We start from the raw sequence: 20,916 nt of genomic DNA, 5'->3' as shown, positions 1-20,916 counted from the left end.
CTACTCGTATTCCTCGTAGTTCCGCACTTCCGGGCTGGAAAACTTGGTGAACTCGCTGTGGAAGAGCAGTGGAACATTGCCGGTCGAGCCGTGCCGCTGCTTGGCCACGATCAGGGTTGCCTTGTTGACCAGTTCCAGATGGCGCGCTTCCCATTCGGCGTATTTCATCCGCACTTCTTCCGAACTGGTTTCGTCGGGCGTGTCGGGCTTGGTCGCGTTGTGATAATATTCGGCGCGGAAGATGAACCACACCATGTCGGCGTCCTGCTCGATCGAACCCGATTCGCGCAGGTCGGCGAGCTGCGGGCGCTTGTCTTCGCGCTGTTCGACCTGGCGTGAAAGCTGCGACAGGGCGATCACCGGAACGTGCAGTTCCTTCGCCAGCGTCTTCAGTCCGCGGCTGATTTCCGAGATTTCGTTCACCCGGTTGTCGCTTGCACGGCCGGAACCCTGCAGCAGTTGCAGATAGTCGACGATCACCAGGCCGATATTGTGGCGCCGCTTCAGGCGCCGCGCCCGTGTCCGCAGCGCGCCGATGGTCAGCGCCGGGGTGTCGTCGATATAGAGCGGCAGGTCGGTCAGCTCTTGGCTGGCGAAGGACAGGCGCTGGAATTCCTCCCGGCTCAATTTGCCCGAACGCAGCTTTTCGCTCGAGATTTCCGCCTGTTCGGCCAGGATACGCGTGGCCAGCTGGTCGGCGCTCATTTCCAGGCTGAAGAAAGCAACGCCCGCGCCGGGCGACTTGTCGGCCTCGATTCCCGTCTTGAGATCGTCCATCAGCCGCCGCGCCGCATTGAAGGCGATGTTGGTGGCGAGCGAGGTCTTGCCCATGGCCGGGCGCCCGGCAAGGATCACGAGGTCCGAATTGTGCAGGCCGCTGGTCTTGTCGTTGATCGTGTCGAGGCCGGTGGTCTTGCCCGAGAAGCGCCCCCCCGAATTCATCGCCGCCTGGACCACTTCCAGCGCGCCGAACGCCGCCTTGCGGAAGGTCTGCGCCTCGCTGCCCGTCGTCGCGCCTTCGGCCACGCGGTAGAGATCGGCCTCGGCCATCTCGATCTTGCGCAGCGGTTCGACCTCGTCCGACGTGTCCAGCGCCCCTTCCACGAGATTGCGCCCCACGCTCACCAGTTCGCGCAGCAGCGCGAGGTCATAGATCTGGTCGGCCAGTTCGCGCGGGTGCAGCAAGCCCTGGCCGTCGGCTGTCAGCTGCGCCAGATAGGTCGTGCCGCCAAGCTGCTTCAGCGCCTCGTCGCTCTCAAAATAGGGCTTGAGTGTAACCGGCGTCGCCACCGAATTGCGGTCCAGCAGCTTGAGCACGCGTTCATAGATGCGCTGGTGCACCGGCTCGTGGAAATGATCCGCCATCAGCGGCGTGGTCAGTTCCTCGATCACCTTGTTGTCGATCAGCACGGCGCCCAGAAAGGCCGCTTCCGCTTCCAGGTTGGCGGGCAGCACGGGACCTTTCGCCGATCTGGCATCGGTCGAATCGTCGGTGCGGAAGAGGAGATCGGTATCGGCCATGCGCGTCTGATGCCTGCCGCGGGGTCGTGGTGACAAGGAAATTAGGCCGCTAAATTTTCATTTCGCCCTGTGGATAGTGGGGACACTTCGCGAGCCCCTTGCCGCAACCCGCCTATCTCTGCGAAAGCAGCGTGCAGGCATGACCGATTCAGCATCTTCTCCGGGCGACCATCGCATCGCGCATATCGAGCTCGATGAAGAGACGATCATCTGGCGCAATGCCGATATCGAGCAGGAACGGCGGATCGCCATCTTCGATCTGATCGAGGAAAACCTGTTCAAGCCGGTGCGCGCGGCAGAGCGCGGCGCGGCCGGGCCCTACCGCCTGACCCTTGCGGTTCGCGATGGGCGCCTGCTGATGCGGATCGCCGATCAGGACGATCAGCTGCTGGAAGAACTGTTGCTCGGTCTGGCGCGCTTCCGGCGGCCGATCCGCGAATATTTCGCCATCTGCGACAGTTATTATCAGGCCATTCGCAAAGCGACGCCGATGGAAATCGAGACGATCGACATGGCGCGCCGGGGCATTCACAATCGCGCGGCAGAGCTGCTGGTTGAGCGGCTGGAGGGCAAGATCGAAACGGATTTCGCCACTGCGCGGCGCCTCTTCACGCTCATCTGCGTACTGCATATCAAGGGCTGAGGGGTAAGTATGGCTAAGCGCGGACGCGGACGGCGCAGGGCCGGGGCGAAAAGGCTGTTCCCGCGGGTGGGAAAGATCGTGCTGCTGGTGCTGGTCCTGCTGCTCGTCGCCGGTGCCTATGGCTGGCACAAGGGTCGCAGCTGGCGGCCGGACGAGGCGGTCTGGCCCGATCAGGGCGCGCTGGTGGGCGCCGCCGATGGCGCGGTCGATTTCGGCACCATTGCGGGCCTTGGCGCCAAATTCGTCTATCTGGAAGCAAGCGACGGGGCCGGGCGCAAGGATATCGCATTCGGGCAGAACCTCGCCCGCGCACGCACCGCAGGGCTCGCGGTGGGGGCGACGCACCGTTTCGATCCCTGCGCCGTGGCCGATGGCCAGTCGGCCAATTTCGTCACCATGGTACCGCGCGACAGCGACCTCCTGCCTCCGGTCATTCTGCTGGAAACGACGGCCGACCAGTGCCCGTCGCGCGTGTCGGATGCCGCGGTGCAGAGCGAGCTGACCACGCTCGTCAACCAGATCGAGGCGCATAGCGGCAAACCCGCCATCCTCGCGCCGGTAGAAGAATTCGAAGCCGCCTATGCGCCGTCGCGCCGGTTCGACCGTCAGCTATGGCTTACCCGCAGCTGGGTCGAACCAGATTACGCAAGCAGGCCGTGGCTGATGTGGACCGCCAATCGCTGGTACAAGACCGAAGCTGCGCAGGAACCGCTGCGCTGGGTCGTTGTCCGGCCCTGAGGACTGAACGATGACCGACCAGGAACTTATCGATGCCGCGCGCCAGGCTGCGCAGCACTCCTATTCGCCCTATTCGAAATTTCCCGTCGGCGCGGCGCTACGTTTTGCAGATGGCAGCATCGTGACCGGAACGAATATCGAAAACGCCAGCTACGGCCTGGCCCTGTGTGCGGAAACGGTCGCGGTGTCCAAGGCCATGGCCGATGGCGCCCGCGGCGGGCTGCAAGCGGTCGCTGTGACCGGTCCGGGCACAGATCCGATCACGCCCTGCGGTCGTTGCCGCCAGGTGCTCAACGAACTTGCACAGCTTGGCGGGACGGATCCCGAAATTCTCTGTGTCGGCCCGGACGAAGTGCGCAGGCTGCGCCTGTCGGATCTGCTGCCGCACGCATTCGGCCCTGCGAGCCTCGCATGATCGCGCGCCGCACCGCGCTTGGCCTGCTGGGTGGGCTGGCGGGGGCGGCGCTCATGCCGGGTTCCTTGTCTGCGAAAGCTGGCCGCAAACCGCCGCGCCTGCGCGCAGGCGATACGGTCGGGCTGGTCGCGCCTGCCAGCGCCTTGACCCTGCCGGACGAACTGGACCGTGCCATCCACTGGATCACCGGCATGGGACTGGTGCCGAAGCTGGGGCAGCATGTCGGCGAACAATATGGCTACCTGGCGGGGACCGATGCCGCACGGGCAAGCGATCTCGATGTAATGTTCGCCGATCCCGATGTCCGCGCCATCTTCGCCATACGCGGCGGCTGGGGCGGGGCGCGCATCCTGCCTTTGCTCGACTGGAAGGGGATTCGTGACAACCCCAAGCTGCTGATCGGCTACAGCGATACGACTGCGCTGCATCTTGCCATCGCTGCCCGGGCCGGCTTTGCGACCCTGCACGCCCCCAATGGGGCGAGCAGCTGGCAGAAGGAAAGCTGGGACAGCCTGTGGCAGATCGCATTTGCCGCGGGCACGCCGGTCCTCGGCGGGGCGGATGTGGAAGATGCCGTCGGTCGCCCGGCGCGCACGCTGACCGGCGGCACGGCCCGCGGGCGCCTCCTCGGGGGAAATCTCACCATATTGTCGACCCTGATGGGCACGGGCTGGTTGCCCGACTTTGACGGTGCGATCCTCTTCGTGGAAGACATCAACGAAGACCCCTATCGCGTCGATCGCATGTTCCAGCAGTTGAAGCTTGGCGGAATCCTGGACCGTGTGGGTGGGGTGATCTTCGGCCAGTGCACCCGCTGCGGTTCCTCGGCACCGGGCAGCGATACCTTCACGCTCGACGACGTCGTCGACCAATACCTTGGTGCGCTTGGCAAACCGGCAATTGCCGGCTTCGACACCGGCCACGTCGGTAACCAGTTGAGCCTGCCGGTCGGCGTCGACGTGGAATTCGATGCTACGGCGCGAACCCTGCGGATGCTCCATCCCGCCGTGGCCTGATCACGGTACCCCCGTTAACCGCTCCGTGAGCGATGCAGGGTATTCCCGCTGCATCAGGAGACTCCCCAGTTATGAAATTCGTTGCCCTCAATTCGCGCGGCGGGAACTATCTCGTCGTCGCCTCGAATATCGCGTGGCTGCGCGCGGCCGAGAACGGCCAGACCACCGTCGGGATCGTCGGTGGCCAGCCGCTTCTCGTTACCGGCTCGATCGAAGAGGTCGCCCAGAAAATCCTCGAAGGCTGAGCGTTTCGCTCAGCCCTCGCGGGTTTCCAGCCATTCGAGCAGGCTGGCCAGGCAGTCGCGCGCCAGCATCTTGCAGCGTTCGGGGCTCCAGCCCTGCTCGGGTTCGGGGCTGGCCGGATTGTCCTTGTACGGCATTTCCAGCGTCATCGACGTGGCGCCGAAACGTTCGGCCACCTGATTGGTGCTCATCGCCAGATTGGCTTTGCCGGGGGCCGATTTGGTATAGCCCTGTTCGGTCTGGAAATCCGGCGTGCGGCGGTCGAGGATCGCCTCATAGCTGTAATATCCATCGCCCTGCTGGTCGGTCCAGCTCGGGACGCCTTCGAAACCAGCGAGGAAGCTGACCGGGATCGCTTCGTCGCCGTGGACATCCATGGCAAAATCGACGCCCGTTTCATCCATCCGGTTGCGAATGGCGAGTACTTCCGGTGATTTTTCTGCGCTGGGCTCGGCCCATTCGCGGTTTAGGTTCGAACCGGCGGCATTGACGCGCAGATTGCCGCGCTTCGAACCATCGGGGTTGCAGTTGGGCACCAGATGCAGGCGGCACTTCTCGCGCAGCAGACGGCCCACGCTGTCGGCGGGGTCGGTCAGCACTTCCAGCGCACCTTCCATCCACCATTCCGCCTGCGTTTCGCCGGGATGCTGGCGGGCATAGAGCCAAACCTTGAACTCGCCTTCGCCCATCTCGAGACAATCGATCGGTTGCCCGTCGAGCGTGGTGCCGAGGTGAACGTAGTCGACGCCTTCCGAAGCGGCCGCTTCCGAGATCAGATCGTGATGGCGTTCCATCGAATAGGGCGCGAAATAGGCAAACCACGCCACGTCGCTTGCCGGCAGATAACGGATCGTCAGCGTACCGCCGTCCGTATTCTTGTCGTAACTGGACGCGGCGCGCCCCCAGTAATCGCGATCTTCGGACACGCAGGCATCGTAACCGGGCCAGCCGCCGGGATAGGCGCTTTCTTCCAGCCCGGTGATGTTCAGTTCCAGTTCGCGGCCTGCCGCGCCCGATACGCGGAAGTGAAACCACTGTTTGAAATCGCTGTTCGTGTCTTTCGGGATCACCAGCCTGGCGCTGGCGCCGTTTACCGACAGCACTTCGATATTGCCGCTGTCGAACGCGGAATCGATCCGGATATCACTCACTCGGAAACCTCTACTTCTATTGTTTCGCCATTGTTGCCGGGGAAGTCCCGGAACAGCGCGGAGGCGACCGTCTGGGCGTTCGCGGGTCCGCGTGCAAGGGGCGAATCTTCAGGTGCCTGGAAATCGGCGCGGCCTTCCCAGATGCTCTCGCCGGTTGCCTTGTCGCGGATGGTTACGGCCATTTCCGTACCCAGCCGATCCTTCTGTCCGCCGCCAAGATTGATGCCGATCCCAAGTCCCAGGCCCGACCCGTAGCTGCCCGTGGAACCGCCCACACCGACATTGACCGGACTGCGGCGTCCGCCGCTTCCCAGCATGTAGCGTTCCACCGAAACCTGCGCGACCTGACCCGCGCCTTCGCGCGCACTTTCGGTATAGCCGAGACGGCGCAGCTCGTCGGCAACGGCCGCCTTGTAGGGTGACAGCGTCAGGCTATCGCCCTCCAGCCCGGCGGCGCTCTCGACGAAGATGCTCCCGCGGCCCAGCTCGGCCGTGCGATCGGCGGCAACGAACCGGGTTACCTCGACGGGACCCGTGGGCGTGGTGGTGCAGGCGCCGAGCGTCAGTGCAGCGGCAAGGCCAAGAGCAATGGGTAGAGGTTTCATGTGGGCGATCCTTCTCACGTCTGTCTGAGATTTCTGTCTTTCCCTGCAACGCATGGGCAGGCAAATCTGCACCGCGAACCGTCGAGGCTCGCGTGAAGCGTTGCCGCGTCCTGATCTTGTGCTAACTCCGCGCGCCATGAACGACGTTCGAAAAGTGCCCGTCCTGGTGACCGGCGGGGCCGGGTATATCGGCAGTCACGCGGTCCTTGCCTTGCGCGATGCAGGTTGGCCGGTGGCGGTGATCGACAATCTGTCGACCGGCTTTGCCTTTGCCGTGCCTGACGATGTGCCACTTTACGAAGGCGACATTGCCGATGCGTCCCTGTTGACGCGCATTTTCGCAGAACAGGGCATCGCGGCCATCATGCATTTTGCAGGGTCCGTCGTGGTCCCGGAATCGGTCGAAAATCCGCTGAAATATTACGACAACAACACCGTCAAAAGCCGCGCGCTGATCGAAGCGGCGGTTGCTGGCGGCATCCGGCATTTCATCTTCAGTTCCACTGCTGCGACCTACGGCACGCCCGAAGTCTCGCCGGTTTCGGAAGACAGCCCCAAACAGCCGATCAACCCATACGGCTGGTCCAAGCTGATGACCGAACAGATGCTCGCAGATGCCAGCGCGGCGCATCGTTTCAACTATTGCGCGCTGCGGTATTTCAATGTCGCGGGCGCCGATCCTCAGGGGCGCACCGGCCAGTCGACGGCTGGGGCAACACATCTGATAAAGGTCGCCTGCGAGGCGGCGACGGGCAAGCGGGACAGCGTGTCCGTCTTCGGCACCGATTACGACACGCGCGACGGTACTGGCGTGCGCGATTACATCCACGTCAGCGACCTGGCCGCCGCTCATCTGCTCTCGCTCGAAGCTCTCATCAGCCAGCCCGACCGTTCGCTGACCATGAACTGCGGTTATGGGCGTGGTTTTTCGGTGTTCGAAGTGCTCGATGCCGTTGTTCGGGTGACCAATCATACGTTTGATCGACATCTGGTGCCGCGTCGTGCGGGGGACCCGGGCGAACTGGTTTCGGACCCTTCGCGCATCCGCTCGGTCTTGCCGTGGCAGCCGCAATACGCCGATCTCGACGATATCATCACGCATGCGCTGCAATGGGAACGCAAGCTCTCCGACCTGCGCGGAAAGTGATGGATTCCCGCTTGGCCGCGCCAACACGTCGGTTCGTCGTTCTCCATTGCCGCGGGACTCCCGCCTCGTCTAAAGGGCGCCCTTGCCCATGACACTGCCCAATCTCCCGGACGGAACGCTCGAAGGTGATACCCACCTCTATGCCGTACGCGTCTATTACGAAGACACGGACCTGTCCGGGATCACCTACCACGCCAATTACCTGCGCTGGTTCGAACGGGCCCGCAGCGATCTACTGCGCCGCCTCGACATCGATCAGCGCGCCGCGATCGAGGCGGGGGAGGGGGCGTATGCCGTTTCGGCGATAAATCTCAAATACTTGCGCCCCGCCAGGCTCGATGACGATGTACTCATCGAAACGCGCTGTACCGAGCTGAAGGCGGCCTCCTGCCGCATGCACCAGCTTGCGTTCAGGTTGGCGGGTAAACAGCGCGAACTTCTGGCCGAGGCACATTTGCGCGTCGGCTTCGTTTCACCCGAAGGCCGGCCCAAACGCCAGCCAGAGGAATGGCGCGCGGCTTTCGCGCAATTTGCCGAGCAAGGGGAACAATGAGCTCGCTTACACTATTGGCCGCCGCGGCACCGACCCGGCTCGATCCGATCCGTCTCTTTCTCGATGCCGACATCGTCGTCCAGCTGGTCATGACCGGCCTGCTGCTCGCCAGCATATGGGTATGGATGATCATAGTCAGCTTCAGCCTGCGCGTCGCCAAGCTGCGCACCAAAACCATCGAATACGAGAGCGAGTTCTGGCAGGCAGACAGCTTCGACAGCTTTGCGTCCGAACGCGGAAAGAAGGATCTCCCGGTTGCTCGCGTGGCCCAGGCCGCCGTGTCCGAATATCGCCGATCAACCAAGACGGCGGTGCGCGATCCCGAAGCGCTCCGGGGCCGTATCACGACCGCCATGGACAGCCAGATTGCCCATGAAACCGACGAGATCGCCGAGCGGCTGAATTTCCTCGCAACCGTGGGTTCGGTTGCGCCGTTTGTGGGCCTCTTCGGTACGGTCTGGGGCATCATGAACAGCTTCTTCCAGATCGGCGCGCAGGAAAGCAGCTCGCTGGCCGTCGTGGCCCCCGGTATCTCGGAAGCCCTGTTCGCGACCGCCATCGGCCTGTTCGCCGCAATACCGGCTGTCATCGCCTACAACCGCTTCAGCCACCGCGTTGATCGTTACGAAGCGCGTCTGCAGCGCTTCGCAGACAAACTCAACGCAACATTCAGCCGCCAGCTGGAGGCGCGCTGATGGCGATGGGGCTAGCCTCATCTCGCGGTGCGAGACGCGGGCGCGGCGGTCGCCGTCGCCCCATGAGCGAGATCAACGTCACCCCGTTCGTCGATGTTATGCTGGTTCTACTGATCATTTTCATGGTCACTGCCCCGCTATTGACGGCCGGGGTGCCGATCGACCTGCCCGACAGCCGCGCCGCCCAGCTTTCCAATGAGCAGCAGCAGGTGACCATCAGCATCGACGAGGCCGGCTATGTCTATATCGACGACGCACCGGTCGAACTCGGCGGTTTGCCGCAGGCGCTCGAAAGTCTGCCTCGTGCGGGCGGGGAAGGCCCCGACATTACCCTGCGTGCCGATCGTGCGCTGGATTACGGGCGGGTGATGGCAGTGATGGGAGAATTGAACCGTGCGGGTCTCAATCGGATTTCGCTGATCACAAACAGCGCAACCCCTGCATCGGTCAACAACCGTTCATCTGGCGCGGAATAGCCGCATGCCGATGGAGAGAGTGGGCATCAGAGCAGAGGAGCGGACCGGGCTGATCGTCGCGGTCGTACTGCATGTCGCGCTTCTCGCCATTCTTATCGTGCAAGGCCTGTTTCCGGCGCCAGCTATCGATCCACCGCAGCGAATGACCGTAAGTCTGGCGGAAGATGTCGGCATGGAAGCAACGGCGCCCGACCCGGTAACGGAAAGTCGCGCCTCGACGGCGCCGACTATGGACGTCAATCCGGCTCCGGCACCGGAGCAGCAACAACCTGCGCCGCCTCAGGTGGAACGTCCGGTTCCGGCGCCGCAGCCGCAGCGCGAAACGCGGGCGCCATCGCCGCAACCTCGTACGGAAGCGCCAAGGGCGCGTCGGCCGGAACCGCAACGGACGCAGCCCCAGGCACAACCGCCGCGCGCGCAGCCGCAACCGCAGCCTCAACGCCAGACCAGCCAGCGCAGTGGTGGCTCGCGTCTGGGCGACAATTTCCTTGAAGGGGCCGGGGACAGCAGCCGCACAAACGAAACGCGAGCCCCGGCATCGCAAATCGGTGCCAGCACGAAGGCTTCGCTGTTTCAGGCTGTCGCCCGACAGCTTCGGCCACACTGGCAGCCGCCGAGCGGTCCCGATGTCGAAAAGATCGTCACCAAGGTACGCTTCAGCCTCAATCCGGACGGTTCGCTGGCCGGTGCCCCGAGCGTCGCCGGGCAGCGAGGTGTCACCGACACCAACCGCGCTCAGGCCGGCCGACATGGAGAGCAAGCTGTAAGAGCCGTTCAATTGGCTGCACCCTTCGATCTGCCTCAAGAGTATTATGAGGCATGGAAAGTCATCACCGTGGATTTCGACTGGAGATTGGCCCAGTGAAGTATGTTCTCTTTGCCGCCGCGGCGCTTCTCGCCGCCTCCCTTTCCGCCCAAGATCAGGCGGTTCAGAACCAGGATCTTGGGCAGCCGCTTCCCGAAGGAGGAGTGGTCGAAACCATCGATGAGGGCGAAGGCCTTTCGGGATCGGTCAGTTTCGAGGGTAATCTCGACGATCTTGGTATAGCCATTCCGGGCTTCGCGACCGATCGCGATGTATCTACGCCTGCCAATTCGTCGGGAACGGCAGCTCTCGGCAAGGAACTGGCCCGGGTGATCACGGCCGACTTGCGTAACAACGGACTATTCAAGCCGACAGGCCCTGATTCCCTTCCACAGCCCACATTCAACGAAATCACTTCGCCGAATTTTCCGACTTGGTCGAACCGCGGGGCAGAAATGCTCGTTCACGGCTATGTGCGCGGACGTACCGACGGCAAGCTTACGGTCGGCTGTTATCTCTACGACATGGCGCTACGGAGCGAACTCGTTCGTGAAGGCTGGGTGGTTCCCCCGGCAGACTGGCGGCGCGCGGCGCACAAGTGTTCCGACCTTATCTATTCGCGTCTGACCGGCGAAAGCCCGTTCTTCGACAGCCGGATTGCTTATATCGCAGAGACCGGACCGAAGGATAATCGCAGCAAACGCCTGGCCATCATGGATAGCGATGGTGCCAACCACAGGTTCATTACGACCGGTCGTTCGACGGCGCTGACGCCGCGCTATTCGCCAGACTACAAGAAGCTGTCCTATCTCAGCTATGTCGACGGCAATCCGCGCATCTACGTCTATGACATCGGAACCGGTCGTCAGACGTTGATCACGCAGAGCGACAACCCGACGTTCGCCCCGCGCTGGAGCCCTGATGGAAACTGGTTGCTCTATTCGATGGCAGTGGGCGGCAATACGGATATTTATCGCGTTTCGGCACGTGGGGGCGAGAGCATTCGCCTGACCGACACGCCAGGCATCGATATCGGCGGCTCCTATTCGCCCGATGGCCGCCAGATCGTGTTCGAAAGCGATCGGTCCGGCGCACAGCAATGCTATGTCATGAATGCCGACGGGACGAACCAGCGCCGGATCAGCTTCGGCGGTTCGCGCTGCGCGACCCCGGAGTGGAGCCCGCGCGGCGACCAGATTGCTTTCACCAACTCAAGCACGTTCAACATTTCTGTCATGACACCATCCGGCGGCAATGTTCGGGTGTTGACCAATGGCTGGCAGGATGAAGCCCCGACCTGGGCGCCGAACGGCCGCATCATCCAGTTCTTCCGTACCGAACGCAACAGCGGCAAGGCAGCGCTGTATCAAGTCGATCTTACGGGTGAAAACCTACGCCAGCTCCCGACGCCCGTCGATGCATCCGATCCGGCTTGGGGACCGATTCTGCCATAACTGCATTGAGTTATGACAGGGAATGGATCCTTGGCGGATAACGATCAACCAAGCTGTTTAAAAGGGGACAGCCTATGAATACTCGTGTTGCCACCGGCCTGATGCTTGCATCGACCATCGCGCTTGCCGCTTGCCAGAAGAAAGCACCGGAAGAACTTCCGCCGCCGCCGACAGAAACTGCGCCGGCTCCGGCACCGGCACCCTCGGGTCCGGGTGTTGGTTCGCAGCAGCATTTCATCGATGCGGTGGGACAGCAGAACACGGTCGTCTACTTCGACACTGACCAATATAATATCGATGCCGAAGACCAGGCTAAACTGCAGCGCCAGGCGCAGTACTTCAGCCAGTATTCGCAGGTGAACTTCACCATCGAAGGACATGCCGACGAACGTGGCACGCGTGAGTACAACCTCGCGCTGGGTGAACGCCGCGCAAATGCCGCAAAGAACTATCTCGTTTCGGTCGGCGTCCCGGCCAACCGCATCCGCACGATCAGCTATGGCAAGGAACGTCCGGTTGCCCTGGGGTCGAACCAGGCTGCCTGGGCACAGAACCGCCGCGCAGCGACGGTCACGATCAACTGACTAAGACGAAAGGGCTCCCGAGTTGGGAGCCCTTTTGCAGTCGGTTGAATTGTAATGACGGGTCACCGACCTGCGTAAAGTTCGATAAGCGGCGCTTTGCCGGCAATGTGCGCCGGATTTTCGATGGCGAATGCGCCGAAACCTGCACTTAGTGCGAACAATGCCATCGATATCGATGCCGCCAGTGCGGAAATCGTCAGCTGTCTGCTCATTGTATCATCCGTTCGATGCATTGCTGCCAATCATATAATTTGTCTTGGTTGCATTGCAGCATTTCATAATGAAACTGAATTAACCGATCTTGTACCTTTTGCCAGCGCCCCTAGATTGACCGCGATGCCCAATCGACAAACGACATATATTCGCCGTGGCTAAACCGCGTAGGTCCAACGATTGGGGATTTCCGCGCTGGCGCGGATATGGCTCCGCCCGCGAAGCTACCACCGTGCGGCTGTGCGATCGGCATGGCTGTGAAGAGCCTGGCAATTGTCCCGCCCCGAAGGCGCCGAACAGCCCAGAACGATGGATGTTTTGCCAAAAGCATGCCGCCGAATACAATCAGAAGTGGGACTATTTCGAAGGACTCGACAAAGCCGAAAAGGAAGCTCGCGCGCAGACCGAGCGCAGTGAGAACGCAGGCTATGCCGAAGCCCAACATTATGGCTGGAGCGGCAGCGGCGATGGTTCGCGCAGCGCGGATGAAATGCGCGCGCTCGAAGTTCTCGAACTCGAAGCCGATGTCGAGTTCGGTGCGATAAAGAAAGCTTGGCGGGAAAAAGCCAAAACGGTGCATCCCGACGTGAAGCCGGGCGACAAGCAGGCCGCGGCAGAGTTCCAGAAGCTGCAGTTGGCTTACGAAGTGCTGAAATCGGCGGAAGAGCGCCGCGAATGGCGGGGCTAATACGTTAGCGCTCGGCGGCAAGCTGAGTTGGTGCCTAGTGTTACTTAGGCATCTTTGGGGTTCGGTTCCTGGCGTCTTCTTTCAGGGCAAGTCAGTCAGGCGCGTGAGAATCGCTTTGGCCATCTTCTCACCGAACTGCGGTCCCTGCACGGGGTAGAGATAGGGTTCGATCATTTCCGCTTCCATGACCGCAAGTTCGCCTGAAGCGAGCCGGACCATATCGATGCGACAGTAGAGTGGGCGGTCGAAGGGTAGCGCAGCTACCACTGCCTCTGCTGTCGCGAGATCCTGTTCGCCCGGCACATAATCGCATTCGATGCCGCCGTAGAGCGACTGGATCCGGTAGTCCCCTTCTCCTGCGCGCTTCAGCACGCTGTGACTGAAACACCCTTCGATGAAGACGAAGGTATATTCGCCTTCCTGTACAATGCTCGGGAGGAAGGGCTGCACCATGCAGGCATGCCTCATGGCCCAATCTTCTTTGGGCAGTTCAGTTCGGCGGAAGCTATGCTGGCCGAGAGCCCCAGCACCAATCTGTCGCTTCACGACGATGCGATCGGTGTCGAATTCATCCATCGCGCGGATGATGCCGGCACGATCGACATCGTCGAGCCAGAGTGTCGGGACCGTCGTGGCGCCTCTATCCGCTAGCTCTTCCAGATACCGCTTGTTCGCGTTCCAGCGAACGATCTCGGGGGAGTTGCATATTAGGACGCCGCGATCCGCAAGAGCATCCAGTTTGGCAAGAAAATCCTGAGCGTGATCCTGGTAGTCCCATGCCGTTCCGAGCAGCACCAAGGCGATGTCGTCGAAGCATTCGAGCGGGGCTCGCCAGTCGATCTCGACCAGCGTGAGCCCCACGGTCTCGAAGGCCGGTCGCAAGGCGCCGACTTCGAGATCGTGTTCGAATGCATCCCCGCGACGGGGGCCGCCATTGGGAAGCGTTTCCGCGCAGGCGAGAAAACCGATGCGTGTCAGACTGCCTCCAGCGCCTGTTCGAAGTCGGCGATCAGATCGTCCGGATCCTCGATCCCGATACTGATCCGTACCAGATTATCGGAAATTCCGAGTTCCGCGCGGCGTCCTTCCGCGACCGAAAGGTGAGTCATCGAAGCCGGGTGACTTGCCAGAGTTTCTGTTCCGCCAAGGCTGACGGCGAGCTTGGCAATTTTCAGGCTGTCGAGAAAGCGGAAGCACTCGGCCTCTCCACCTTTTAGCAGTAGTGAAAAAGTGCTGCCAGCGCCCTTGCAATGGCGATCATAGATATCCTGCTGGCGGGCATCCTTTATCATGCCAAGATAGCCTAGGCCTTCGACCTTGGGGTGCTTGGCAAGGTAATCGCAAACCCGCGCTGCATTGTCTCCGGCCCGCTGCATGCGAAGTTCGACCGTCTCGAGCGAGCGCAGAAGCATCCATGCGGTGTTGGGATCGCAGATGCCGCCCATCGTGTTGCGAAGCATGCGGACCGGGTCCATCCATTTCTTCGCTCCGGCGATGCTGCCCGCGACGAGGTCGGAATGGCCGCCGACATATTTGGTCAGCGAATAGACCACGATGTCCGCGCCCTGGTCGAGCGGACGCTGCCAAAGCGGACCAAGGAAGGTGTTATCGATGGCAATCGGACATTCGAGCCCGGCCTCGTCGACGGCCGCACGGACGGCTTCGACATCGACCAGAGCATTTGTCGGATTGCCGGGACTTTCGAGATACACCATGCAGACGTTGCCGCCCTGCGATTTGGCTTGCGCCTTCGCTTTGCTGAGCACTGCGTCGATGTCTTCGCGCGTGGCACCGGCGGGGAAATCGACATAGGTGATGCCGAAGCGTGCAAGCACCTTGGCGACGAAGCCTTCAGACGCTGCATAAAGCGGACCAGAATGCACGATGACATCATTCTGATTGGCGTAGGCCAGCATCAGGACACAGATCGCCGTCATGCCGCTCGAGAAACTCAGCGCGTCTTCGGCGCCGTCCCAAACGGAAAGGCGATCCTCGAGAATTTCCTGATTGGGTGCGTTGAAGCGCGAATAGACCAAACCGTCCGAACCGCCTGGGCGCTTGCCGGTGATGCCTTCGAAATGGCGTTTCCCATCGGCCGCGCTTGGGAAAGCGAAGGTCGACGTCAGGAAGATCGGCGGTTTGAGGCTACCTTCCGACAGCACGGGGTCGAAGCCGTGACCCATCATCAGTGTGCTGGGCTTGAGTTCGCGGCCGCCGATCTTGGTCACTTCCGGCTTGGGCGCCATGCGGGGCGAGGTGGGGTCGATATCGTGATCGCTCATTGTGGGGAGCATCCTTCCTAAAACACGCTCCCAGGAAGGCGGGAGCTAATCGAATGGATCGCGGCACCCGTTCCTAACCTCCGCAGGAACGCCTCTCCGCCAATCGTTGCTTGTAGCGATCCCACTAGTTTGCTTCGTGATCGCGTTCAACTAGGCCTGCGCGTGGCGAGCAGGATCGGGCTTGCATCTGCAACAGTCTAGTGTGTCCAGTCGAGCTGGACGCTGTCGATATGCCAGCGCAGTTGTGCGGCACTGGCGCCGGGGACGTCGTTGACGCGGCGAAGGACGACGGGTCCTTCATATCGAACGGGACGGCCATCCTTGTCGGTTGCCGTTATTGTCGCTTCACTGGTATAATAGGATGATCCGGCCGCGCCTTCCATGGAGCCATCCGGGACTGCGACCGTAATCTTGCCGAGATCGGCGAATAGGGCGCGCCATTGAGCCTTGCTCCACCTTTGCTGATCACCCTCATCAAGCATTTCCCACGCTTGATCAAACTCGCGCAGCTCGATGGCGCGGGCAAAGGACAGCAGAACGTTGCGGGCGCCTGTTTCACCGCGTTCCGCTTCGGGAGTCAGGGGGGCGGGGGAGAGATCTGGCGAACCATCGTTCTCTCCACCTGTCACCTGCCCAATAGCCTGGGTCGGAGCAGGAAGGGCGACCTCCACGGAAGATCCACTTGCCGGAGTAGACGCCGGGCTGTCTTGATCTGTTTCGGACTGGTTGCATGCCGTTAGCGCGAGACTGCAGGCCATGGCGAGAATGGACGCTTGTTTCATGCAAAGAAAAACCGGGGAGACGCCATTCGCGTTCCCCGGTTCGTCGCTTTTGATTGCGTTGTCGGCTGACTATTTGGGAGCCAGCACCATGACCATTTGGCGGCCTTCCAGACGCGGGAAGGCTTCGACCTTGGCGATTTCTTCAACATCGTCACGAACGCGGTTGAGCAGGTCCATGCCGAGTTGCTGATGGGCCATTTCACGACCACGGAAACGCAGGGTACATTTCACCTTGTCACCGTTCTCGAGGAACTTGACGACGTTGCGCATTTTCACATCGTAATCGTGATCATCGATGTTCGGACGCATCTTGATCTCTTTGATTTCCTGCGTCTTTTGCGTCTTTCGCGCGAGGTTCGCCTTTTTCTGCGCCTCGTAGCGATATTTGCCGACGTCGAGGAATTTGCACACCGGCGGGTCCGCGTTGGGGGACACTTCGACGAGGTTGAGGCCGAGTTCGTTGGCCTGCTCGACAGCTTCGCGGGTGAACATAACGCCGAGGTTCTCACCTTCGTGATCGATCACGCGGACCTTCGGCACATTGATCATGTTATCGTAGCGAGGGCCGCTTTTCACGGGCATCTGCATGCTACGGCGGGGTGGACGGGCTATGGGGCAATCTCCTTTGGTGGCCGTACTAGAAAGGGCGCATGTAGGCATTGTTCCGAGGATTCGGAAGTGTGTTATACGAATGGGGCGCAGTTTATCGCTGCGGCGTTGCGCTTAAGCAGCGCGTTTCCACAAATTGAAGCGGGCCAACTGGCCTTTTGCGGGTACGACGGCATCGATCCGCTCGGCCGGTTGAAGCGCCGCAAGGATGGCTGGATCGGCCGCATTCATCCCACCCGTATAAGCACCGAAGGCCGGCAATATCATCCGACCGGATGGCTTCCCATCCGCCCCGTCGTTCGCGCTTACGACAGCGCATGGCCGACGGATGTTGCGATGGCGGATCTTGAGTTGCAGACGCGGATGGTAATGGCCCGACAGCTCAGGTCGGGTCTCACCCTTGTGCGCTCGGTGGCGCAAGACAACGCCCCCCAATTCGAGTTCTTCCACCAGAACACCGCCACATCGCGCATCCATGTGCGGATCGTGATTGCCCGTGATCCACACCCAATCGACGGCCTTCGTCAAAGCTTCCAGCATCCCGCAGGCATGAGGCTCGAGCCGCGTAGATCCGTCGGAATCATGAAAATTGTCCCCAAGCGTAATAACACGGCGCGCGCCTGTTTCGCGAATGGCGAGTGCAACACGTTCCAGTGTCTCTCTGCTATCGTAAGGCGGGATCATCTGCCCATGGCCCGCAAAGAAGCTCCCTTTCTCGAGGTGCAGGTCGGCGACTAGTAGCGCGCGTTCACTCGGCCAATACAGCGCGCGGCCCTCTGTCAGGAGCCATTCCTCACCGGCGAACGAAAGGGGAACCATAGCGCGCTATTGCCGTAGCCAAAGTGCGATGGCAAGGCCTTTGGCATGACCGACTGGACACAGCAAACCGACGCCGCCCGCAAATGGTTCGAAAACCTGCGCGATCGCATATGCACCGAGTTCGAAGCGATCGAGCGCGAGGCAGGTTCGGAGGCGAGTTTCCGATACGACAGCTGGAGCCGTGAGGAAGAAGGCAATTCAGATCCTGGCGGCGGTACGCGCGGTTTGATGAAAGGCAAGGTCTTCGAAAAGGTCGGCGTAAACGTGTCGACTGTTCGCGGAAATTTCGCGCCCGAGTTTGCAGGTACGATCAATGGCGCCAGCGCCGAAAACCCCGGCTTCACTGCGACGGGTATCAGTCTGGTAGCTCATATGGCCAATCCGCATGTTCCCGCGGTACATATGAACACGCGCTTCCTGACCACAGGGAAGGCATGGTTCGGGGGCGGGGCGGACTTGAATCCCCCGATCCCGTATGAAGAGGATACGGAACAGTTTCACGCGCGTTTTCGTGCCGCCTGCGCAGCACATAACCCGACCTATTACGAACGCTTCAGAAAATGGGCCGACGATTATTTCTATATCCCGCATCGTGGTGTGCATCGCGGGGTCGGCGGCATTTTCTACGATCACCTGGAATGCGAAGACGAGGCTGCATTCGAACGGAATCTTGCTTACACGAAGGACGTGGGTGAGGCCTTTCTGGATGTTTTTCCCTCGCTTGTCCGCCGCCGAATGGAAACCGAATTCACGCCCGAAGACAAGCAGACCCAGCTGGAATGGCGCGGCCGTTACGCCGAATTCAATCTGGTCTACGACCGCGGGACTTTGTTCGGACTGAAGACCGGGGGCAATATCGACGCCATTCTGATGAGCCTGCCGCCCGAAGCGGTGTGGAGCTGATCAGCTAAGCCAAAAGCGCAGGACGTAAGCGACCGCGCCGAGGACGCTTACGCTCGCCAGCCAGATCGCTGCCATCCAGGCGAGGCGCTTCCAGAGCGGAGCCTGCGTCAATGGTAGCCTTCGTCTCCGACCTTGCCACGAAACACCCAATAGGCCCAGGCGGTATAGGCGATAATCAGCGGCATGGTAATGCCGACGCCAATCAGCATGAATACCTGGCTGCGTTCGGGCGCGGCAACATCCCATATGGTGAGCCCCGGTGGGACCACGTACGGCCACATGGTAACGCCCAGTCCTGCCATGCCGAAAAAGAACAGCGCAAGGCTGAGCCAAAATGGCTTTGAATGACGCTCCACCGACAGCGAGCGAAGCAGTGCGAGCGCTATAAGTCCTGTCAGGATCGGCACGGGAGCAGCGAAATAGATTTCGGGTGCGGTCAGCCAGCGGTCTGCATATTCGGGTCGCAGCCCGAGATTGTAGATGCTTACGCCGCCCATGAGGATGAGAGTGGCCCATGCTGCGCGCTTTGCGAGGGTGCGGGCGTGCGCCTGCGCTTCGCCATCGAGCTTCCAGACCAGCCAGCAAGCGCCGAGTAACGCATAACCGGCTACCGTACCAATTCCGGTCAGCAACGTGTATGGGGTGAACCAGTCGAACCAGCTGCCCGCGTAGGCCCGGTCGACGACATCAATGCCTTGCAGCAGCGCGCCAAGGGTCATCCCCTGTGCCATCGCAGCCACCAGGCTGCCGCCGGTGAACGCGAAGTCCCAGAGGCGTCGATGGGAAGGGTCGCGCCACCGGAACTCGAAAGCCACCCCTCGGAAGACCAACCCGAGTAGCATCGCAATGATGAGTGGATAGGTGGCGGGAAGAATTACGGCGTAGGCGAGGGGGAACGCCGCGAACAGTCCGCCGCCGCCCAGTACGAGCCACGTCTCGTTCCCGTCCCACACCGGTGCTATCGAATTCATCGCGCGGTCTCGCTCGCGTCCGACTTCGAAGCTTGGGAACAGGATGCCGATTCCAAGATCGAAGCCGTCCATGACCACATAGGCGAAAACCGCGAAGGCGATGATAAAAGCCCAGACGACGGTGAGATCGACGTTAACGTCCATCGTCTGCCTCCTCGTGGTTCGAAGGGAGGGTGTCGGGATTGTGACCCGGATTTTGCGTCGGCCCGGGTGTAATACCGGCGGTCCGCACGGGCCCCTTCTCGGTTCGCTTCACGCCCTTTTCCCCGGCATGAGGCGGTGCCTTCATCAGTCGCAGGATATACCAGACGCCCACGCCGAAAACCGTAAAGTAGACGATAACGAAAGCGAGCAAGGATGCCCCGACTGCCGGGGCATCAAGCGGGCTGGCCGCATCGGCTGTTCGCAAAAGACCGTAAATCACCCACGGCTGCCGGCCGACTTCGGTGGTGACCCAGCCGGCGATGACAGCGATAAAGCCGCTCGGCCCCATGAGCAGGGCGGCACGGTGCAACCATTTCCAGTCGTATAGTTTGCCCCGCATTCTGGCGAAAAGGCTCCAGAGGCCTACTCCAAGCATGGCGAATCCTAAGCCGACCATAATGCGGAAGGTCCAGAAAACCACAGCCACTGGCGGCTGTTCGTCGCGCGGAACAGTGTCCAGCCCATCCAGCGACGCGTCCGGATCATGCTTGAGGATGAGCGACGAGAGTTTGGGGATGCCGATGGCATATCTGAGTTCTTGTGCATCCTGATCCGGAATGCCGAAGAGGTACAGCGGGGCACCGTCCGGATGGCTTTCGAAATGCCCTTCCATCGCCATCACCTTTGGTGGCTGATGCTCTAGAGTGTTGAGGCCGTGCATGTCGCCCGCAAATATCTGGATCGGCACCACGAGTGCCGCCATCCACATGGCCATCGAAAACATCTTGCGTGCGTGCGCATTCGTCCGATCTTTCAGCAGGTGCCATGCGCCGACACCTCCAACGACGAACGCGGTGGTAAGGTAGGCAGCCAGCACCGTATGGACCAGGCGATAGGGAAAGCTCGGGCTGAATACGATATCCCACCAGCTCTCGCCGGGCAGGAACTGCCCATTGGCGCCCATCTCGAACCCGACCGGGGTCTGCATCCAGCTATTGACCGAGAGGATCCAGAATGCAGATACGAAGGTGCCGAACGCGACCATGAATGTGGCCGCGAAGTGCAGGCCTTTCCCAACCCTGTTCATACCGAACAGCATGACTCCGAGAAAACCCGCTTCGAGGAAGAAGGCCGTAAGCACCTCGTAAGCCATCAATGGCCCGATTACCGGGCCGGCCTTGTCTGAAAACACGGCCCAGTTCGTCCCGAACTGATAACTCATCACGATGCCGGACACGACGCCCATCGCGAAAGTGATTGCGAAGATCTTGAGCCAGTATTTGAACAGGTCGAGATAGAGTTGCTTGCCGGTTTTCAGCCACAAGCCCTCGAGCACCATGAGGTAACTCGCCAGCCCGATCGACAAGGCCGGAAATATGAAATGGAAGCTCACCGTGAAGGCGAACTGGATCCGGGCGAGCAGCAAAGCGTCAAAGCCATCGAACATGGTTTATCGCCC

The 20,916-nt window shown here is 61.2% G+C and carries 26 protein-coding genes; 14 read left to right on the top strand and 12 right to left on the bottom strand.

Annotated features, from left to right (window positions below):
* Nucleotides 1-1,521 carry a replicative DNA helicase gene (locus KYK83_RS09105; protein ID WP_196847771.1) on the bottom strand — a complete coding sequence of 507 codons (1,521 nt, stop codon included), beginning with the start codon at nucleotides 1,519-1,521 and terminating at the stop codon, nucleotides 1-3.
* 139 nt (nucleotides 1,522-1,660) lie between these two features.
* Here KYK83_RS09105 and KYK83_RS09100 point away from each other — a divergent pair, with 139 nt between their 5' ends.
* The 5 genes from KYK83_RS09100 to KYK83_RS09080 all read left to right on the top strand — a co-directional run bounded on the left by KYK83_RS09100 (nucleotide 1,661) and on the right by KYK83_RS09080 (nucleotide 4,578).
* A complete protein-coding gene (locus tag KYK83_RS09100) occupies nucleotides 1,661-2,164 on the top strand; it encodes a UPF0262 family protein (RefSeq protein WP_103024552.1) in 504 nt (167 codons plus the stop codon).
* 9 nt (nucleotides 2,165-2,173) lie between these two features.
* The gene (locus KYK83_RS09095) at nucleotides 2,174-2,902 is read left to right on the top strand and encodes a glycoside hydrolase family 25 protein (RefSeq protein WP_222827968.1); all 729 of its coding nucleotides are present in this window, start codon (nucleotides 2,174-2,176) and stop codon (nucleotides 2,900-2,902) included.
* Nucleotides 2,903-2,912: 10 nt separating this feature from the next.
* On the top strand, nucleotides 2,913-3,317 hold the full coding sequence (locus tag KYK83_RS09090) for a cytidine deaminase (RefSeq protein WP_222827967.1): 405 nt from the start codon (nucleotides 2,913-2,915) through the stop codon (nucleotides 3,315-3,317).
* A complete protein-coding gene (locus KYK83_RS09085; RefSeq protein ID WP_222827966.1) occupies nucleotides 3,314-4,333 on the top strand; it encodes a S66 peptidase family protein in 1,020 nt (339 codons plus the stop codon). The genes KYK83_RS09090 and KYK83_RS09085 overlap by 4 nt, the downstream gene beginning before the upstream one ends.
* Before the next feature lie 71 nt (nucleotides 4,334-4,404).
* Complete coding sequence (locus tag KYK83_RS09080) at nucleotides 4,405-4,578, top strand: hypothetical protein (RefSeq protein ID WP_173830077.1); 174 nt, start codon at nucleotides 4,405-4,407, stop codon at nucleotides 4,576-4,578.
* A gap of 9 nt (nucleotides 4,579-4,587) precedes the next feature.
* Here the strand turns inward: KYK83_RS09080 and KYK83_RS09075 are convergent, their stop codons facing one another.
* Both KYK83_RS09075 and KYK83_RS09070 read right to left on the bottom strand, forming a co-directional pair.
* Nucleotides 4,588-5,727 (bottom strand): M14 family metallopeptidase, encoded by a 1,140-nt coding sequence (locus tag KYK83_RS09075; protein WP_222827965.1) that lies wholly within the window; start codon nucleotides 5,725-5,727, stop codon nucleotides 4,588-4,590.
* Entirely contained in the window at nucleotides 5,724-6,332 is a 609-nt protein-coding gene (locus KYK83_RS09070; RefSeq protein ID WP_103024557.1) for a DUF4136 domain-containing protein, read from the bottom strand. The genes KYK83_RS09075 and KYK83_RS09070 overlap by 4 nt, the downstream gene beginning before the upstream one ends.
* A gap of 136 nt (nucleotides 6,333-6,468) precedes the next feature.
* On the opposite strand from KYK83_RS09070, the gene galE reads away from it, so the two are divergent.
* The 7 genes from galE to pal all read left to right on the top strand — a co-directional run bounded on the left by galE (nucleotide 6,469) and on the right by pal (nucleotide 12,046).
* Nucleotides 6,469-7,479 (top strand): UDP-glucose 4-epimerase GalE, encoded by a 1,011-nt coding sequence (galE, locus tag KYK83_RS09065; protein WP_222827964.1) that lies wholly within the window; start codon nucleotides 6,469-6,471, stop codon nucleotides 7,477-7,479.
* 88 nt (nucleotides 7,480-7,567) lie between these two features.
* Nucleotides 7,568-8,032, top strand: a complete 465-nt coding sequence (locus KYK83_RS09060) for a YbgC/FadM family acyl-CoA thioesterase (protein WP_103024558.1) — start codon at nucleotides 7,568-7,570, stop codon at nucleotides 8,030-8,032.
* The gene (gene tolQ, locus KYK83_RS09055; protein WP_103024559.1) at nucleotides 8,029-8,727 is read left to right on the top strand and encodes a protein TolQ; all 699 of its coding nucleotides are present in this window, start codon (nucleotides 8,029-8,031) and stop codon (nucleotides 8,725-8,727) included. The genes KYK83_RS09060 and tolQ overlap by 4 nt, the downstream gene beginning before the upstream one ends.
* Complete coding sequence (locus KYK83_RS09050) at nucleotides 8,727-9,203, top strand: ExbD/TolR family protein (RefSeq protein WP_196847776.1); 477 nt, start codon at nucleotides 8,727-8,729, stop codon at nucleotides 9,201-9,203. The genes tolQ and KYK83_RS09050 overlap by 1 nt, the downstream gene beginning before the upstream one ends.
* A gap of 4 nt (nucleotides 9,204-9,207) precedes the next feature.
* Complete coding sequence (locus KYK83_RS09045; protein ID WP_247714227.1) at nucleotides 9,208-10,068, top strand: energy transducer TonB; 861 nt, start codon at nucleotides 9,208-9,210, stop codon at nucleotides 10,066-10,068.
* Entirely contained in the window at nucleotides 10,065-11,462 is a 1,398-nt protein-coding gene (gene tolB, locus KYK83_RS09040; protein WP_346729443.1) for a Tol-Pal system beta propeller repeat protein TolB, read from the top strand. Before KYK83_RS09045 ends, tolB begins: the two co-directional genes overlap by 4 nt.
* A 74-nt stretch (nucleotides 11,463-11,536) precedes the next feature.
* The gene (pal, locus tag KYK83_RS09035; protein ID WP_103024562.1) at nucleotides 11,537-12,046 is read left to right on the top strand and encodes a peptidoglycan-associated lipoprotein Pal; all 510 of its coding nucleotides are present in this window, start codon (nucleotides 11,537-11,539) and stop codon (nucleotides 12,044-12,046) included.
* 62 nt (nucleotides 12,047-12,108) lie between these two features.
* Here the strand turns inward: pal and KYK83_RS09030 are convergent, their stop codons facing one another.
* Nucleotides 12,109-12,258 (bottom strand): hypothetical protein, encoded by a 150-nt coding sequence (locus KYK83_RS09030; protein WP_222827962.1) that lies wholly within the window; start codon nucleotides 12,256-12,258, stop codon nucleotides 12,109-12,111.
* 155 nt (nucleotides 12,259-12,413) lie between these two features.
* Between KYK83_RS09030 and KYK83_RS09025 the strand changes: the two genes are divergently transcribed.
* Nucleotides 12,414-12,947 carry a J domain-containing protein gene (locus KYK83_RS09025; RefSeq protein WP_103024563.1) on the top strand — a complete coding sequence of 178 codons (534 nt, stop codon included), beginning with the start codon at nucleotides 12,414-12,416 and terminating at the stop codon, nucleotides 12,945-12,947.
* 81 nt (nucleotides 12,948-13,028) lie between these two features.
* Here the strand turns inward: KYK83_RS09025 and KYK83_RS09020 are convergent, their stop codons facing one another.
* The 5 genes from KYK83_RS09020 to pdeM all read right to left on the bottom strand — a co-directional run bounded on the left by KYK83_RS09020 (nucleotide 13,029) and on the right by pdeM (nucleotide 17,439).
* On the bottom strand, nucleotides 13,029-13,916 hold the full coding sequence (locus KYK83_RS09020; RefSeq protein WP_488153867.1) for an ATP-grasp domain-containing protein: 888 nt from the start codon (nucleotides 13,914-13,916) through the stop codon (nucleotides 13,029-13,031).
* A 5-nt stretch (nucleotides 13,917-13,921) separates the two neighbouring features.
* Entirely contained in the window at nucleotides 13,922-15,229 is a 1,308-nt protein-coding gene (locus KYK83_RS09015) for a cystathionine gamma-synthase family protein (RefSeq protein WP_222827961.1), read from the bottom strand.
* A gap of 197 nt (nucleotides 15,230-15,426) precedes the next feature.
* Nucleotides 15,427-16,011, bottom strand: a complete 585-nt coding sequence (locus tag KYK83_RS09010; RefSeq protein ID WP_222827960.1) for a hypothetical protein — start codon at nucleotides 16,009-16,011, stop codon at nucleotides 15,427-15,429.
* Between the two features lie 69 nt (nucleotides 16,012-16,080).
* The gene (gene infC / locus KYK83_RS09005) at nucleotides 16,081-16,599 is read right to left on the bottom strand and encodes a translation initiation factor IF-3 (protein ID WP_103024566.1); all 519 of its coding nucleotides are present in this window, start codon (nucleotides 16,597-16,599) and stop codon (nucleotides 16,081-16,083) included.
* Between the two features lie 135 nt (nucleotides 16,600-16,734).
* Entirely contained in the window at nucleotides 16,735-17,439 is a 705-nt protein-coding gene (gene pdeM / locus KYK83_RS09000; protein WP_222827959.1) for a ligase-associated DNA damage response endonuclease PdeM, read from the bottom strand.
* 45 nt (nucleotides 17,440-17,484) lie between these two features.
* Here pdeM and hemF point away from each other — a divergent pair, with 45 nt between their 5' ends.
* Entirely contained in the window at nucleotides 17,485-18,342 is an 858-nt protein-coding gene (gene hemF / locus KYK83_RS08995) for an oxygen-dependent coproporphyrinogen oxidase (RefSeq protein WP_222827958.1), read from the top strand.
* Here hemF and KYK83_RS08990 read toward each other — a convergent pair whose 3' ends face one another.
* The 3 genes from KYK83_RS08990 to KYK83_RS08980 are packed head-to-tail and all read right to left on the bottom strand — an operon-like array spanning nucleotide 18,343 to nucleotide 20,904.
* Nucleotides 18,343-18,453 (bottom strand): DUF2474 family protein, encoded by a 111-nt coding sequence (locus tag KYK83_RS08990; protein WP_234003235.1) that lies wholly within the window; start codon nucleotides 18,451-18,453, stop codon nucleotides 18,343-18,345. It lies immediately after the preceding gene.
* Nucleotides 18,450-19,457, bottom strand: a complete 1,008-nt coding sequence (cydB, locus tag KYK83_RS08985; RefSeq protein WP_222827957.1) for a cytochrome d ubiquinol oxidase subunit II — start codon at nucleotides 19,455-19,457, stop codon at nucleotides 18,450-18,452. Before cydB ends, KYK83_RS08990 begins: the two co-directional genes overlap by 4 nt.
* On the bottom strand, nucleotides 19,447-20,904 hold the full coding sequence (locus KYK83_RS08980; RefSeq protein ID WP_222827956.1) for a cytochrome ubiquinol oxidase subunit I: 1,458 nt from the start codon (nucleotides 20,902-20,904) through the stop codon (nucleotides 19,447-19,449). Before KYK83_RS08980 ends, cydB begins: the two co-directional genes overlap by 11 nt.
* Between the last annotated feature and the right edge of the window lie 12 nt (nucleotides 20,905-20,916).

It is taken from the genome of Qipengyuania pacifica (assembly GCF_019857205.1).
Classification (GTDB): Bacteria; Pseudomonadota; Alphaproteobacteria; order Sphingomonadales; family Sphingomonadaceae; genus Qipengyuania; species Qipengyuania pacifica.
Note: the sequence above shows the minus strand (reverse complement) of the source record. Positions and strands in the feature narration are given on the sequence as shown.

Bases quoted from the DNA above. Each gene is read 5' to 3' on its own strand.
- KYK83_RS09070 (WP_103024557.1), bottom strand. From the start codon at position 6,332: ATGAAACCTCTACCCATTGCTCTTGGCCTTGCCGCTGCACTGACGCTC.
- KYK83_RS09105 (WP_196847771.1), bottom strand. From the start codon at position 1,521: ATGGCCGATACCGATCTCCTCTTCCGCACCGACGATTCGACCGATGCC.
- KYK83_RS09095 (WP_222827968.1), top strand. From the start codon at position 2,174: ATGGCTAAGCGCGGACGCGGACGGCGCAGGGCCGGGGCGAAAAGGCTG.
- infC (WP_103024566.1), bottom strand. From the start codon at position 16,599: ATGCAGATGCCCGTGAAAAGCGGCCCTCGCTACGATAACATGATCAAT.
- KYK83_RS09085 (WP_222827966.1), top strand. From the start codon at position 3,314: ATGATCGCGCGCCGCACCGCGCTTGGCCTGCTGGGTGGGCTGGCGGGG.
- KYK83_RS09060 (WP_103024558.1), top strand. From the start codon at position 7,568: ATGACACTGCCCAATCTCCCGGACGGAACGCTCGAAGGTGATACCCAC.
- KYK83_RS09090 (WP_222827967.1), top strand. From the start codon at position 2,913: ATGACCGACCAGGAACTTATCGATGCCGCGCGCCAGGCTGCGCAGCAC.
- hemF (WP_222827958.1), top strand. From the start codon at position 17,485: ATGACCGACTGGACACAGCAAACCGACGCCGCCCGCAAATGGTTCGAA.
- KYK83_RS09015 (WP_222827961.1), bottom strand. From the start codon at position 15,229: ATGAGCGATCACGATATCGACCCCACCTCGCCCCGCATGGCGCCCAAG.
- KYK83_RS09100 (WP_103024552.1), top strand. From the start codon at position 1,661: ATGACCGATTCAGCATCTTCTCCGGGCGACCATCGCATCGCGCATATC.
- KYK83_RS09010 (WP_222827960.1), bottom strand. From the start codon at position 16,011: ATGAAACAAGCGTCCATTCTCGCCATGGCCTGCAGTCTCGCGCTAACG.
- cydB (WP_222827957.1), bottom strand. From the start codon at position 19,457: ATGGACGTTAACGTCGATCTCACCGTCGTCTGGGCTTTTATCATCGCC.
- tolQ (WP_103024559.1), top strand. From the start codon at position 8,029: ATGAGCTCGCTTACACTATTGGCCGCCGCGGCACCGACCCGGCTCGAT.
- pdeM (WP_222827959.1), bottom strand. From the start codon at position 17,439: ATGGTTCCCCTTTCGTTCGCCGGTGAGGAATGGCTCCTGACAGAGGGC.
- galE (WP_222827964.1), top strand. From the start codon at position 6,469: ATGAACGACGTTCGAAAAGTGCCCGTCCTGGTGACCGGCGGGGCCGGG.
- KYK83_RS09045 (WP_247714227.1), top strand. From the start codon at position 9,208: ATGCCGATGGAGAGAGTGGGCATCAGAGCAGAGGAGCGGACCGGGCTG.
- pal (WP_103024562.1), top strand. From the start codon at position 11,537: ATGAATACTCGTGTTGCCACCGGCCTGATGCTTGCATCGACCATCGCG.
- KYK83_RS09030 (WP_222827962.1), bottom strand. From the start codon at position 12,258: ATGAGCAGACAGCTGACGATTTCCGCACTGGCGGCATCGATATCGATG.
- KYK83_RS08980 (WP_222827956.1), bottom strand. From the start codon at position 20,904: ATGTTCGATGGCTTTGACGCTTTGCTGCTCGCCCGGATCCAGTTCGCC.
- KYK83_RS09050 (WP_196847776.1), top strand. From the start codon at position 8,727: ATGGCGATGGGGCTAGCCTCATCTCGCGGTGCGAGACGCGGGCGCGGC.
- KYK83_RS09080 (WP_173830077.1), top strand. From the start codon at position 4,405: ATGAAATTCGTTGCCCTCAATTCGCGCGGCGGGAACTATCTCGTCGTC.